The sequence below is a fragment of the Streptomyces sp. HP-A2021 genome (genome assembly GCF_022807935.1).
In the GTDB taxonomy this organism is placed as follows: domain Bacteria; phylum Actinomycetota; class Actinomycetes; order Streptomycetales; family Streptomycetaceae; genus Streptomyces; species Streptomyces afghaniensis.
On sequence record NZ_CP094344.1, the window covers coordinates 4963387 to 4976722 of the forward strand.

General features: G+C 68.3%; 13 protein-coding genes. 6 read left to right on the forward strand and 7 right to left on the reverse strand.

What is annotated here, in order from left to right; genetic code table 11:
* Nucleotides 1–7 precede the first annotated feature (7 nt).
* The 5 genes from MQE23_RS22305 (at nucleotide 8) to pknB (ending at nucleotide 7357) form a co-directional block, all read left to right on the forward strand.
* Nucleotides 8–517, forward strand: a complete 510-nt coding sequence (locus MQE23_RS22305; protein WP_020273104.1) for an FHA domain-containing protein — start codon at nucleotides 8–10, stop codon at nucleotides 515–517.
* Between the two features lie 140 nt (nucleotides 518–657).
* Nucleotides 658–2214 carry a Stp1/IreP family PP2C-type Ser/Thr phosphatase gene (locus MQE23_RS22310; protein WP_037669639.1) on the forward strand — a complete coding sequence of 519 codons (1557 nt, stop codon included), beginning with the start codon at nucleotides 658–660 and terminating at the stop codon, nucleotides 2212–2214.
* A 27-nt stretch (nucleotides 2215–2241) separates the two neighbouring features.
* Entirely contained in the window at nucleotides 2242–3690 is a 1449-nt protein-coding gene (locus MQE23_RS22315) for an FtsW/RodA/SpoVE family cell cycle protein (RefSeq protein WP_020273106.1), read from the forward strand.
* Nucleotides 3687–5165: a penicillin-binding protein 2 gene (locus MQE23_RS22320; RefSeq protein WP_243380047.1), complete on the forward strand. Its 1479-nt coding sequence runs from the start codon at nucleotides 3687–3689 to the stop codon at nucleotides 5163–5165. Before MQE23_RS22315 ends, MQE23_RS22320 begins: the two co-directional genes overlap by 4 nt.
* 167 nt (nucleotides 5166–5332) lie before the next feature.
* Complete coding sequence (pknB, locus tag MQE23_RS22325; protein WP_020273108.1) at nucleotides 5333–7357, forward strand: Stk1 family PASTA domain-containing Ser/Thr kinase; 2025 nt, start codon at nucleotides 5333–5335, stop codon at nucleotides 7355–7357.
* A 141-nt stretch (nucleotides 7358–7498) separates the two neighbouring features.
* On the opposite strand, the gene MQE23_RS22330 is transcribed toward pknB, so the two are convergent.
* The 6 genes from MQE23_RS22330 to MQE23_RS22355 are packed head-to-tail and all read right to left on the reverse strand — an operon-like array spanning nucleotide 7499 to nucleotide 11794.
* Nucleotides 7499–8254: a class E sortase gene (locus MQE23_RS22330; protein WP_243380049.1), complete on the reverse strand. Its 756-nt coding sequence runs from the start codon at nucleotides 8252–8254 to the stop codon at nucleotides 7499–7501.
* A 13-nt stretch (nucleotides 8255–8267) separates the two neighbouring features.
* Nucleotides 8268–9449 (reverse strand): class E sortase, encoded by a 1182-nt coding sequence (locus MQE23_RS22335; protein ID WP_020273110.1) that lies wholly within the window; start codon nucleotides 9447–9449, stop codon nucleotides 8268–8270.
* Entirely contained in the window at nucleotides 9446–10084 is a 639-nt protein-coding gene (locus MQE23_RS22340; protein ID WP_020273111.1) for an aminodeoxychorismate/anthranilate synthase component II, read from the reverse strand. Before MQE23_RS22340 ends, MQE23_RS22335 begins: the two co-directional genes overlap by 4 nt.
* Nucleotides 10081–10278, reverse strand: a complete 198-nt coding sequence (locus MQE23_RS22345) for a hypothetical protein (RefSeq protein WP_020273112.1) — start codon at nucleotides 10276–10278, stop codon at nucleotides 10081–10083. The genes MQE23_RS22340 and MQE23_RS22345 overlap by 4 nt, the downstream gene beginning before the upstream one ends.
* A gap of 17 nt (nucleotides 10279–10295) precedes the next feature.
* Complete coding sequence (locus MQE23_RS22350; RefSeq protein WP_037669643.1) at nucleotides 10296–10991, reverse strand: class E sortase; 696 nt, start codon at nucleotides 10989–10991, stop codon at nucleotides 10296–10298.
* 23 nt (nucleotides 10992–11014) lie between these two features.
* Nucleotides 11015–11794, reverse strand: a complete 780-nt coding sequence (locus tag MQE23_RS22355; RefSeq protein WP_037669645.1) for a DUF881 domain-containing protein — start codon at nucleotides 11792–11794, stop codon at nucleotides 11015–11017.
* 139 nt (nucleotides 11795–11933) lie between these two features.
* Here MQE23_RS22355 and crgA point away from each other — a divergent pair, with 139 nt between their 5' ends.
* Nucleotides 11934–12188, forward strand: a complete 255-nt coding sequence (crgA, locus tag MQE23_RS22360; RefSeq protein ID WP_010032600.1) for a cell division protein CrgA — start codon at nucleotides 11934–11936, stop codon at nucleotides 12186–12188.
* A gap of 257 nt (nucleotides 12189–12445) precedes the next feature.
* Here the strand turns inward: crgA and MQE23_RS22365 are convergent, their stop codons facing one another.
* On the reverse strand, nucleotides 12446–13336 hold the full coding sequence (locus MQE23_RS22365) for a rhomboid family intramembrane serine protease (protein ID WP_243380050.1): 891 nt from the start codon (nucleotides 13334–13336) through the stop codon (nucleotides 12446–12448).

The following is a 13336-nucleotide window of genomic DNA, read 5'->3' on the forward strand; positions in this document are numbered from 1 at the left end:
GGGGGCAATGTCAGAGCTGACCCTCACGGTCATGCGGCTGGGTTTCCTGGCCGTACTGTGGCTGTTCGTGATCGTGGCCGTGCAGGTCATCCGGAGCGACCTGTTCGGTACGCGCGTCACCCAGCGCGGATCGCGACGGGAGGCAGGCCGGCAGCAGCAGGCCGCCCGCCAGGCCCCGCCGCAGCAGCGCCAGCAGTCCGGCGGCGGCCGCCGCGGCCGTAACGCCCCCACCAAGCTGGTCGTGACCGAGGGCACCCTCACCGGTACCACGGTCGCGCTCCAGGGCCAGACCATCACCCTGGGCCGGGCGCACGACTCGACGATCGTGCTGGACGACGACTACGCCTCCAGCCGCCATGCCAGGATCTACCCGGACCGCGACGGCCAGTGGATCGTCGAGGACCTCGGCTCCACCAACGGCACGTACCTGGACCGGAACCGGCTGACGACTCCCACACCGATTGCGCTGGGCGCGCCGATCCGCATCGGCAAGACCGTCATCGAGCTGCGGAAGTAGTGCTACATCATGGATAGGCGCGAGCGGAGCGAGCACGCAGTGGCGGGCCCCACCCCGGGCCCCGGCGCGCTCCCGACCGGAGGGTGGGCAGTGTGGCTCGACACGACCGGCTGTACCCGGAGCCGACAGGCGAGGTGCGCATGAGTCTGTCACTGCGCTTCGCCGCCGGATCGCACAAGGGGATGATCCGGGAGGGCAACGAGGACTCCGGATACGCCGGCCCGCGCCTGCTCGCCATCGCCGACGGCATGGGCGGCGCCGCGGCGGGCGAGGTCGCCTCCTCCGAGGCCATCTCCACGATCGTCGCGCTCGACGACGACGTCCCCGGCTCCGACATCCTCACCTCGCTCGGCACGGCGGTGCAGCGCGCCAACGACCAGCTGCGCTCGATGGTCGAGGAGGACCCCCAGCTCGAGGGCATGGGCACCACCCTCACCGCCCTGCTCTGGACCGGCCAGCGCCTCGGCCTGGTGCACGTCGGCGACTCGCGCGCGTACCTCCTCCGCGACGGCGTACTGACGCAGATCACGCAGGACCACACCTGGGTGCAGCGCCTGGTCGACGAGGGCCGCATCACCGAGGAAGAGGCCACGACCCACCCGCAGCGCTCGCTCCTGATGCGCGCGCTCGGCAGCGGCGACCACGTCGAGCCGGACCTGTCCATCCGCGAGGTCCGCGCCGGCGACCGCTACCTGATCTGCTCCGACGGCCTGTCCGGCGTGGTGTCCCACCAGACCCTGGAGGACACCCTCGCCAGCTACCAGGGCCCCCAGGAGACCGTCCAGAACCTGATCGAGCTGGCACTGCGCGGCGGCGGCCCGGACAACATCACCGTCATCGTCGCCGACGTCCTCGACCTGGACACCGGCGACACCCTCGCCGGGCAGCTGTCCGACACCCCGGTCGTGGTCGGCGCCGTCGCCGAGAACCAGCACCAGCTGCACGACAACGGCATCATGCAGACCCCCGCAGGCCGCGCCTCCGGACTCGGCCGCCACGGGCACGGCCAGGGCGGCGGGGGCGGCGAGTTCGGCCCGCCCGGCTCCGGCGACACCACCGGCTACATCCCGGCGGCCGGCCTGGACTACGGCGACGACGACTTCGTCAAGCCCCGCAGGAAGGGCCGCTGGCTGAAGAGATCCCTCTACGGCGTCCTCGCGCTGGCCGTCGTCGGCGGCGGTCTGTACGGCGGCTGGCGCTGGACGCAGACGCAGTACTACGTCGGCGCCGAGGACGAGCACGTCGCGCTGTACCGGGGCATCAGCCAGGACCTGGCGTGGGTGTCGCTCTCGAAGGTCGAGAAGGACCACCCCGAGATCGAACTCAAGTACCTGCCGCCCTACCAGCAGAAGCTGGTCAAGGCGACCATCGCCGAGGGCGGGCTGAAGAACGCCCAGGCGAAGATCCAGGAACTGTCGGTGCAGGCCTCCGCGTGCAAGAAGGAGGCGCAGCGGCGCGAAGCCGAGAGCCAGAACAACGCCAAGACCGGCGAGGGCGAGGCCGGGGGCACCACGGGAACCACTCCCGCCTCCTTCACGTCCAAGGCCACACCGACGCCGAACCCGTCGAACCCGTCGGGCTCGCCGTCGACGCCTGAGAAGTCCCCGAACCCGTCCACGACCGCACCTACTCCCAGCCCCGGCCCCAGCCTCTCGGAGGAAGAGCAGAAGGTCGTCTCGCTGTGCGGTAAGCAGTAGGCAAGCCGTGAGAGGCCCTGTTACACGATGAGCGGTACGAATACGTCGCACTCGCCGCAGCACCACACGTCCACGATCGGCGCGATCGGTGCCCCCAGCCGCCGCAACACCGAGCTGGCGCTGCTGGCGTTCGCCGTGGTCATTCCGGTGTTCGCCTATGCCAACGTCGGCCTGGCCCTCAACGACTCGGTTCCGCCGGGCCTGTTGAGCTACGGCCTGGGACTCGGCCTGCTCGCGGGCATCGGCCATCTGGTCGTACGGAAGTTCGCACCGTACGCGGACCCGCTGATGCTGCCGCTGGCGACGCTGCTGAACGGACTGGGCCTGGTCGTCATCTGGCGGCTGGACCAGTCCAAGCGACTCAGCAACTACGCCGAAGCCGCACCGCGCCAGCTGCTGTACTCGGCGATGGGCGTCGCCCTGCTGGCGGTCGTGGTGATCTTCCTCAAGGACCACCGTGTCCTCCAGCGCTACACCTACATCTCCATGGCCGGAGCGCTGTTCCTGCTGATCCTGCCGCTCGTGCCGGGACTCGGCGCGAACATCTACGGCGCCAAGATCTGGATCAAGATCCCCGGCCTCGGCACGCTCCAGCCCGGTGAGTTCGCCAAGATCGCCCTGGCGGTCTTCTTCGCCGGCTACCTCATGGTCAAGAGAGACGCCCTGGCCCTGGCCAGCCGCCGCTTCATGGGCCTGTACCTGCCCCGCGGCCGCGACCTGGGTCCGATCCTCGTCGTCTGGGTCATCTCGATCCTCATCCTGGTCTTCGAGACCGACCTCGGTACGTCGCTGCTGTTCTTCGGAATGTTCGTCATCATGCTGTACGTCGCCACCGAGCGGACCAGCTGGATCGTCTTCGGTCTGCTGATGTCCGCGGTCGGCGCCGTCGGCGTGGCGAGCTTCGAGCCTCACATCCAGACGCGTGTGCAGGCCTGGCTCGACCCGATGCGCGAGTTCGAACTCTCCCGCGCCGGCGTCCAGGACGGCGTCGTCCACTCCGAGCAGGCCATGCAGGCCCTGTGGGCCTTCGGCTCCGGCGGCACCCTCGGCACCGGCCTCGGGCAGGGCAACTCCGACCTCATCGGCTTCGCCGCCAACTCCGACTTCATCCTCGCCACCTTCGGCGAGGAGCTGGGCCTCGCCGGTGTCATGGCGATCCTGCTGCTCTACGGCCTGATCATCGAGCGGGGCGTGCGCACCGCGCTCGCGGCTCGCGACCCGTTCGGCAAGCTGCTGGCCATCGGCCTGTCCGGCGCCTTCGGCCTCCAGGTCTTCGTCGTGGCAGGCGGCGTCATGGGCCTCATCCCGCTGACCGGCATGACGCTGCCGTTCGTGGCCTACGGCGGTTCCTCCGTGATCGCCAACTGGGCGCTGATCGGCATTCTGCTGCGCATCAGCGACACCGCCCGACGCCCGGCTCCCGCTCCCGCCGCCAACCCCGACGCCGAGATGACCCAGGTGGTCCGCCCGTCATGAACAAGCCCCTGCGCCGGATCGCGATCTTCTGCGGCCTGCTCGTCCTGGCCCTGCTGATCCGCGACAACTGGATCCAGTACGTCCAGGCCGACGAGCTCAGGACGGACAAGAACAACCGCCGCGTCATCATCGAGCGCTACGCCTCACCGCGCGGTGACATCATCGTCGACGGACAGCCGATCACCGGCTCGACCGAGACGTCGGGCAGCGACTTCAAGTTCAAGCGGACCTACAAGGACGGCCCGATGTGGGCGCCGGTCACCGGGTACGCCTCGCAGGCCTTCGGCGCCACCCAGCTGGAGTCCATCGAGGACGGCATCCTCACCGGCAACGACGACCGGCTGTTCTTCCGCAACACCCTCGACATGCTCACCGGCAAGAAGCAGGAGGGCGGCAACGTCGTCACGACGCTGAACGGCGCCGCTCAGAAGGCCGCGTTCAACGGTCTGAAGAAGCAGGGCGGCAAGGGCGCCGTCGTCGCCCTCGAGCCGTCCACCGGCAGGATCCTGGCCCTGGCCTCCTACCCGTCGTACGACCCGTCGTCCTTCGCCGGGAACTCCACGACGACGGACACCGAGGCCTGGCAGAAGCTGCAGAAGAAGAACAACCCGGACGACCCGATGCTCAACCGGGCGCTACGCGAGACGTACCCGCCCGGCTCCACCTTCAAGGTGCTCACCGCGGCCGCCGCCCTGGAGGACGGGCTGTACACAGACCCGAACCAGAAGACGAACACACCGCTGCCGTGGATCATGCCGGGCACCACGACTCCGCTGAAGAACGAGGGCAACATCCCCTGTAAGAACGCGACGCTCCGGGTCGCCCTGCAGTACTCCTGCAACACCGTCTTCGGCAAGATCGGCGCCGACCTCGGCAACGACAAGATGCTGGACATGGCCAAGAAGTTCGGCTTCACCGAGGAGCAGTTCACGCCGGTCCGCGCCAACGCCTCGGTGTTCTCCGACGACATGAACGACTCGCAGACCGCGCTGTCCTCCATCGGCCAGTTCAACACCGCCGCGACCCCGCTGCAGATGGCCATGGTCGCCTCGGCCGTCGCAAACGACGGCAAGCTGATGAAGCCGTACATGGTCGACGAGCTCCAGGCCCGCAGCGTCGACACCCTCGAGAGGACCGAACCGGAGGAGCTCAGCCAGCCGCTGTCCTCGGAGAACGCCCAGAAGCTCCAGTCGATGATGGAGACGGTCGTCGACAAGGGCACGGGCTCCAACGCCAAGATCCCCGGCGTCACCGTGGGCGGCAAGACCGGTACCGCCCAGCACGGTGTCGACAACAGCGAGAACCCCTACGCGTGGTTCATCTCGTACGCCAAGGGTGACGACGGCAGCTCGCCGGTCGCCGTGGCGGTCGTGATCGAGGACGACAACGCCGTCCGTGACGACATCTCGGGCGGCGGCCTCGCGGCGCCGATCGCGAGGAACGTGATGGAGGCGGTCATCGACAGCAAGAAGTGACCCCGCTCACGTCTGCTTCACATCGGTGCACGTTGCGATACCGGTCCTGTATCGGCTGACGGGCTTGGCCAGGTCACACAAAGCGAGCCGGGTACGGTAGGCCCGGACGGCAGCCTCGACCGTACAAGCTTCCGGTCGGGACCGACGGAGAGGGCTGGTAGGTAGCTATGGAAGAGCCGCGTCGCCTCGGCGGCCGGTACGAACTGGGCCAGGTGCTCGGGCGTGGTGGCATGGCGGAGGTCTACCTCGCGCATGACACCCGCCTCGGCCGCACCGTGGCGGTGAAGACGCTGCGCGCGGATCTCGCGCGTGACCCTTCCTTCCAGGCCCGGTTCCGCCGGGAGGCCCAGTCGGCCGCCTCGCTCAACCATCCCGCGATCGTCGCGGTCTACGACACGGGCGAGGACTACATCGACGGGGTCTCGATCCCGTACATCGTCATGGAGTACGTAGACGGCTCGACGCTCCGCGAGCTGCTCCACTCCGGCCGCAAGCTGCTGCCGGAGCGTGCCATGGAGATGACCATCGGCATCCTCCAGGGCCTGGAGTACGCTCACCGCAACGGGATCGTCCACCGCGACATCAAGCCCGCGAACGTCATGCTGACGCGCAACGGCCAGGTCAAGGTGATGGACTTCGGCATCGCCCGCGCCATGGGCGACTCCGGCATGACCATGACGCAGACCGCGGCGGTCATCGGCACGGCCCAGTACCTCTCGCCGGAGCAGGCGAAGGGCGAGCAGGTCGACGCGAGGTCGGACCTCTACTCCACCGGCTGTCTGCTCTACGAACTCCTCACGGTGCGGCCCCCCTTCGTCGGCGACTCCCCGGTCGCCGTCGCGTACCAGCACGTGCGTGAAGAGGCGCAGGCCCCGTCGGTCTTCGACCCCGAGATCACGCCCGAGATGGACGCGATCGTCCTGAAGGCACTGGTCAAGGACCCGGACTACCGCTACCAGTCGGCCGACGAGATGCGCGCCGACATCGAGGCGTGCCTCGACGGCCAGCCGGTCGCGGCCACGGCCGCGATGGGCTCGGTGGGCTACGGCGGCTACCCCGACGACCAGCCGACGACGGCCCTGCGCGCGGACTCCGGCGCGGGCGCCACGTCGATGCTGCCCCCGATGAGCCCGGACGACGGCGGTTACGGCTATGACGACCGCCCCGACCGGCGCCGCCAGCAGCAGCGCAAGTCCAACACCTCGACGATCCTGCTCGTGGTGGCGGGCATCCTGGTGCTGGTCGGAGCGATCCTGATCGGGCGGTGGGCGTTCAGCGGCAACGGAGGCGCGAGCGACGACACGCTCGCCGCGCCCAACTTCGTCGGTGAGACCCAGCAGAACGCCCGGAAGCTGGCCGACAACGCCGACCTGAAACTGACCTTCTCCAAGAAGCCCTGCGAGAACCAGACCAAGGGCAACATCTGCGACCAGGACCCGAAGGCCGGAACGGACGTCCAGAAGGGCGACACCATCTCCCTGGTGGTGTCGACCGGGGCGCCGAAGGTGGCGGTACCGAGCGTCGTGGGCGACACCCTGGACGAGGCCAAGGCGAAGCTGGAGGACGACAAGTACGAGTTCGTGGTCGAGACGAAGTCGAAGGAGTCCACGGAGGACCCCGGCACCGTGCTCGAGCAGAACCCGGAACTGGGCGAGGAGGTGGAGAAGGGCACCACCATCACCCTCACCGTCGCCAAGGAGGCGGAGAAGTCCACCGTCCCGGACGTCCTCGGCCAGAGCTGCGACCAGGCCAAGCAGCAGATGCAGGCCAGCAACCTGGTCGGCAACTGCACCGAGGTGGAGACCGACGACGACAACCAGGTCGGCAAGGTCATCCAGACCACGCCGCAGGCCGGCACGTCGGTCGACAAGAACTCGTCGGTCAACATCCAGATCGGCAAGAAGAAGGAACAGCAGAAGACGCGCGTGCCCCAGGTCGTCGGCCAGAACGTCGGCCAGGCCAAGCAGATCCTGGCGGCGGCCGGCTTCACCAACATCCAGTTCGCGGGCGGCAGCGACCAGAGCGACACCGCCATCGTCGCCGGCCAGGACCCGCAAGGTAACCAGGAGGTCGACGACCCGGCAGGGACGACGATCACTCTGCAGACCGTCGGCCTCGGCAACAACGGCGGCAACAACAACGGCGGCGGCGGCAACGGCGGCATCTTCGGCGGCCTCAACGGCAGCGACTAGGACGACTGGCCGGCCAGGGTCTGACCGGCCAGGCCGCACCCGTCTGACGGCAGAGCCCCGGCACCCTCCACAGGGCGCCGGGGCTCTGCTGTGCGGTGGCGTCGCTCTGCCGTGCGGTGGCGTCGCCAGTCCCGCAGTGCGCTAGGAGCGCAGTTCCTTCGGCGGCGTCCGGTCCGCGTTCACCTTCTCGACCCGCTCCAGCTCGCCCCACACGATGTACCGGTACGTGCTCGTGTACACCGGCGTGCAGGTCGTCAGCGTGATGTAGTGGCCCGGCTTCTTCCTGCCGGACTCCTTCGGGACCTGCGAGAGGACCTTCACGTTGAACTTCGAGGTCTCGGGAAGGATGTCGTAGACCTTGTAGACGTACCACTTGTCCTTCGTCTCGAAGACGATCGGGTCGCCCTTCTTGATCTTGTCGATGTTGTGGAACTTGGCGCCGTGACCGTCCCGGTGGGCCGCGAGGGAGAAGTTGCCGGTCTTGCCCGACATCGGCAGGACCGCCTTGACGGGATCGGTGTAGTACCCGGCGACACCATCGTTGAGGATCTTGTTCGACGTGCCCTTCTCGACCAGGACCTCGCCGTTCTTCATCGCCGGCACGTGCAGGAAGCCGATGCCGTTCTTGGTGTCCAGCGCACCGGGGCCGCCCCGGCCGTGAGCCCAGTCGTCACGGACCTTGTCCGCCTGCTTCCCGGCCGCGCGGTCGGCAACCACGTTCGTCCACCAGAGCGAGTAGGCGACGAACAGGCCCAGCACCAGGCCCGCGGTGATGAGGAGTTCCCCGAAGACGCTCACCGCCATGGCGATCGGCCCGGGACGGCGCCGGGCCGCGGACGGCCGGGACGCCGCCGCGCCGGTGTGCTCTTCGTGCTCCGTGTCGGTGGTCGCTGCCACTGGTCATCTGCCCTTAACTGACGAGCGCATCCGGCTTGCCCTTGCTGCGCGGCCGTTCCTCGACCATCTTGCCCCAGACGATCATCCGGTACTTGCTGGTGAACTCCGGCGTGCACGTGGTCAGCGTGATGTAGCGGCCGGGCTCGGTGAATCCCGACCCCGGGGGGACGGGATTCAGAACGCTCGTGTTGCTGGGCGACGTGACCGGCAGGATCGACGCCATCTTGTAGACGTAGTACTTGTCCTGCGTCTCCACGACGATCGGATCGCCCGGAGTGAGCTTGTTGATGTACCGGAACGGTTCTCCGTGGGTGTTGCGGTGGCCCGCGAGCCCGAAGTTCCCGGTCTTGTCACCGGGCATCGCCGTCTTCAGCGCGCCCTCGGCGTAGTGACCGACCATGCCCCGGTCCAGAACGCCCTTGCTGCTCGTGCCCTCGGCGATCGGCACCACCACGTCCAGCTTCGGGATGTGCAGGATGGCGAAGCCCTGACCCGGCTCGAAGACCCCCGGGTTGCGCTTGCCGTTCGCCCAGTCGTCCTGGAGGCTGCTGGCCTCCTTGCCGGCCTGCGCGTGCGCCCGCACGTTCGTCCACCACAGCTGGTACGTGACGAACAGCAGCATCAGCACACCGGTGGTGATGAACACCTCGCCGATCGCCCGGCTGGCCACCACCGCCGGACCCGGCTTGCGCGCCCGCGCCTGCCGACGCGCCTCGACCCGCGACAGCGGCGCCCGCCGCTCCTCCCGCGCCGAGCGCCCAGCGTCCTGGCCCGATTCCTGCGCCGAGCGGGCCTCCGAAGCGCCGCCATGACGCCCGTGACGGCGCTTGGCGGCCTTTCTGCGGGCCGCACGGCCGCCGTGGGCGGGTCCGTCGGGCCGTGTCGCGGAAGAGCCCGGAGAGCCGGATACGGGGTCACCGGCCGCGGGCGGCGGATCCGGTATCCGCAGCGCCACCGTCTCCTCGTCGGCCGGAGGCAGATACGGCTCGTCCGGGACGGGCTCGTACGACGCCGGGTACGGCTGTGGCTCCGGCTCTGACATGTACGGCGGTGACTGCGGCTGCGGCTGCGGTTCCGGCCGTGGAGAGGCACCGTACGCCCCTCCACCCGACCAGTCCTCGAACGCACCCGGCACCCCGTACGACTGCTGCCCGTACGAGGTGTCGGACTCGCGCTCGGGGCGCAGCGCCGTCACGCCGTGGCCCTGCCCACCACCGGGGCGAGCCCGGCCGACCTCGCCACCGCGCCCTGGTCCCCGCACTCCACCAGCCAGTTGGCCAGCATCAGGTGCCCGTGCTCGGTCAGCACCGACTCGGGGTGGAACTGCACGCCCTCGACCGGAAGTTCGCGGTGCCTCAGACCCATGACGATCCCGTCGTGCGTCCGGGCCGTCACCTCCAGCTCGGCCGGGACCGTCGCGGGCTCGGCGGCCAGCGAGTGGTAGCGCGTCGCCGTGAAGGGCGAGGGCAGGCCGGCGAAGACACCCCGGCCCGTGTGCTCGACCGGCGAAGTCTTGCCGTGCAGCAACTCGGGCGCGCGGTCCACGACCCCGCCGTACGCCACCTGCATCGACTGCATGCCGAGGCAGACACCGAAGACCGGGACGCCCGTGGCGGCACAGTGCCGGACCATGTCGACACAGACGCCCGCCTCCTCCGGCGTGCCCGGGCCCGGGGAGAGCAGGACACCGTCGAAGCCGTCCTGGGCGTGCGCCGTCGACACCTCGTCGTTGCGCAGGACCTCGCACTCGGCGCCCAGCTGGTACAGGTACTGGACCAGGTTGAAGACGAAGCTGTCGTAGTTGTCCACGACGAGAATGCGCGCGCTCACTGGTTGTCCACCGTCACATCGTTGAAGGGCAGCAGCGGTTCCGCCCACGGGAAGACGTACTGGAAGAGGACGTAGACCACGGCCACGACCAGGGCGAGTGAGATCAGCGCCTTCACCCACGTGTTCCCCGGCAGATGCCGCCAGATCCAGCCGTACATGCCGTCCCTTCCGTCGTACCACGGCACCAGACCCACGCCGTACAGCCACCAGACTAACGGCGCAACGCCTCAGGTTTCCCTGCCTCCACAGGCTGTGTGGAGTCCAGGTGCGCCCAGACGATCAGCCGATGACTGTGTCCCCACTCCGGTTCACACGTGGTCAGCGTCAGATAGCGGCCCGAACGCGTGTACCCGGATGTACGTGGGACAGGGTCGATCACCTCGATGTCGGAGGGCACTGTTTTGTACGGGCCTTTGTCGATCCGATACGTGAACCAGGTCGTGCCGTCGGTCAGCACCACGGCGTCACCCCGCCTCAGCTGGGGAAAGTCCTTGAAGGGATCGCCGTAGGTGCGGCGGTGGCCGGCGACCGCGAAGTTCCCCTTCTGGCCGAGCTGGGCGGTCTCCGCGTAGTGGCCCAGGCCCTTCTTCAGAGTGCCGGTCGCCGTCCCTTCGAGCACCGGCTTGTTCCACGTGAAACCAAGACGCGGGATGTACATGATCGCGAAAGGCTTGCCCTTGGCGTAGGGCGCGGGTTTCGGAGGGCTCGCGGTGTTCCCGGTGGAGGAGCCGGCCGCCGTGGGAGGCACGCTCGACTTCGCCCACTGCTCCTGGAGCAGCTGGATCTGGTCGTCCATGACGTCGTCGGCCTGCACGCCGGTCCAGAAGAGCACGTAGACGACGAACAGCACGATCACGCTGCCGACGGTGATGCACAGTTCGCTGACGGTCCTGACGATCACACGCACCGGCGGCTCCCCCGGCCAGGCTGCTACTCCACAGGCTTCGCGTAGTGCAGATCCACTGTGCCCGAGTAGCCGGGAAGAGTCACCGGCCCGTTCTCCTCGACTTTCCAGCCGAGCCCGTAGACGTTGACGTAGACCATGTAGTTCTGGATCGCCGGGGACGCCGCGAGCGCCTTCTGGAGCTTGTCCGGGTCACCGACCGCCGTGATCTTGTACGGCGGTGAGTAGACGCGGCCCTGGAGGATCAGGGTGTTGCCCACGCAGCGCACCGCGCTGGTGGAGATCAGCCGCTGGTCCATGACCTTGATGCCCTTGGCCCCGCCCTGCCACAGCGCGTTCACCACGGCCTGGAGGTCCTGCTGGTGGATGACCAGGTAGTCGGGCTGCGGCTCGGGATAGCCGGGCAGCTTGGCGGTGGCGTCCGGCGGGGCGTCGTTGAGTGTGACCGAGAGCGACTCGCCCTTGAGCTTCTGCGTGCCCGCGCGCTTCTCCAGGGCGGCGAGCTTGTCGTCCTCCGCCTTGGTGCTGCCGTCGTCCCGCTCGGCGAGCGCCTCTATCTCCTTGCGGAGGGTTCCGTTGGTCTCGTCCAGCTCGCCGTTCTCGCGGCTGCGCTCCTGGATGAGATCGGACAGCTTCAGCAGCGAGGTGTCCGTGCGGATATTGGTGCCCTTGGCGGTGTTGAAGCTGGTGAAGAAGATGAGTCCCGCGAGAGCGAAGACGGCCGCCGTGAGGATCCGCACGGGCCGGAAACGGCGCGCGCGCTCAGGGCTGGATCCCGTCCCGGGGGAGTCGGCAGAATTGCTCAACGTACCCTTATCTCCTTCGGCGCCACGGAAGCACTACGCTAACGGACGCCCGGGGGAGCACTCAGAGTCCCCTTACGCTGCCCCGAGACCGACCCAGTTACCTGCGCGGCCACGCAGCGCATCGACAGGAGAGACCCTCGTGCCGAAGTCACGTATCCGCAAGAAGGCCGACTACACGCCGCCGCCCGCGAAGCAGGCGACCGCTATCAAGCTGAACAGCCGTGCCTGGGTCGCGCCCGTCATGTTGGCCATGTTCCTCATCGGCCTGGCCTGGATCGTCGTCTTCTACGTCACCGACGGGTCGCTGCCCATCGACTCGCTGGGCAACTGGAACATCGTGGTCGGCTTCGGCTTCATCGCCGCCGGATTCGGTGTGTCCACCCAGTGGAAGTAGCGGTCACCGGAAGGTGAACGCAGCTCTGCCCAGGGCTGTTCAGTGAGTTATCCACAGCGGTTTTCCACAGGTGGAAAAGAAACGACGATCTGTGGATAACTCGTTGAGTGTTGACGCCGGTATGACGGAAGTACCGGAACTCGAAAACTTGTTCGCCCCCTGCCTGACCTGCGGAAAAGCGGGTCAGCGACAGGGGGCACAAGTGTTCCCGCACACTGTGCACAAGATCCGCCACCCGCTGTGGACAACGCTCGCGCTCAGCTGAGCTGGGCCGTTCTCAACAGGGTCAACAGGACGATCACGGCGAGGACCAGCGCACATGTGCCGTACTGGATGAGGGCACGTCGCTCGCGCGGGGCGTGGACCATGGCGTACCCGACGACGGCACCGGCGACGAGACCGCCGATGTGGGCCTGCCAGGAGATGTTGAAGCCCGGGCTGAAGGTGAAGATCAGGTTGATCACCAGCAGCGCGATGATGGGCCGCATGTCGTAATTGCGCTGGCGCATCAGCACGGCCGTGGCGCCGAACAGGCCGAAGATCGCGCCGGAGGCGCCCAGCGTCGCCGTGTTCGGTGAGGCCAGCAGATAGGCCAGGGTGCTGCCCGCGAGTCCGGAGACGAAGTACAGCGCGAGATAGCGCACACGGCCGAGAGCCGCTTCGAGCGGGCCACCGAGCCACCACAGGCTGAGCATGTTGAACGCGATGTGCCAGATCTCCTGGTGCGTGAACATCGACGTCACCATGCGGTACCACTCGCCTCCCGCCACGCCCTGCGTGGGCGTGAAAGGCGCGGGCGGCCAGGCGCCGACCAGGGCGAGGTCGGTCGCGAGCGCCTCATGGGCCTGGATGGCGATGAACACGGCCAGGTTGATCCCGATGAGGATCTTGGTCAGCAGGCGGGGATCGGCGCTGATGGCGCCGCCGGCGATCGTCCGGGGCATGGCGGCCGTGGGCGCGTGGCCGGTGCCTGAGCCGGTGCGGACGCACTCGGGGCACTGGAAGCCGACGGAGGCGTTGACCATGCACTCGGGGCAGATCGGGCGCTCGCAGCGGGTGCAGCGGATGCCGGTCTCGCGGTCCGGGTGGCGGTAGCACATGGGGACGCTGTGGGCGTCCTGCGAGCTGCCCGCAGCCTGGTCGTCCAT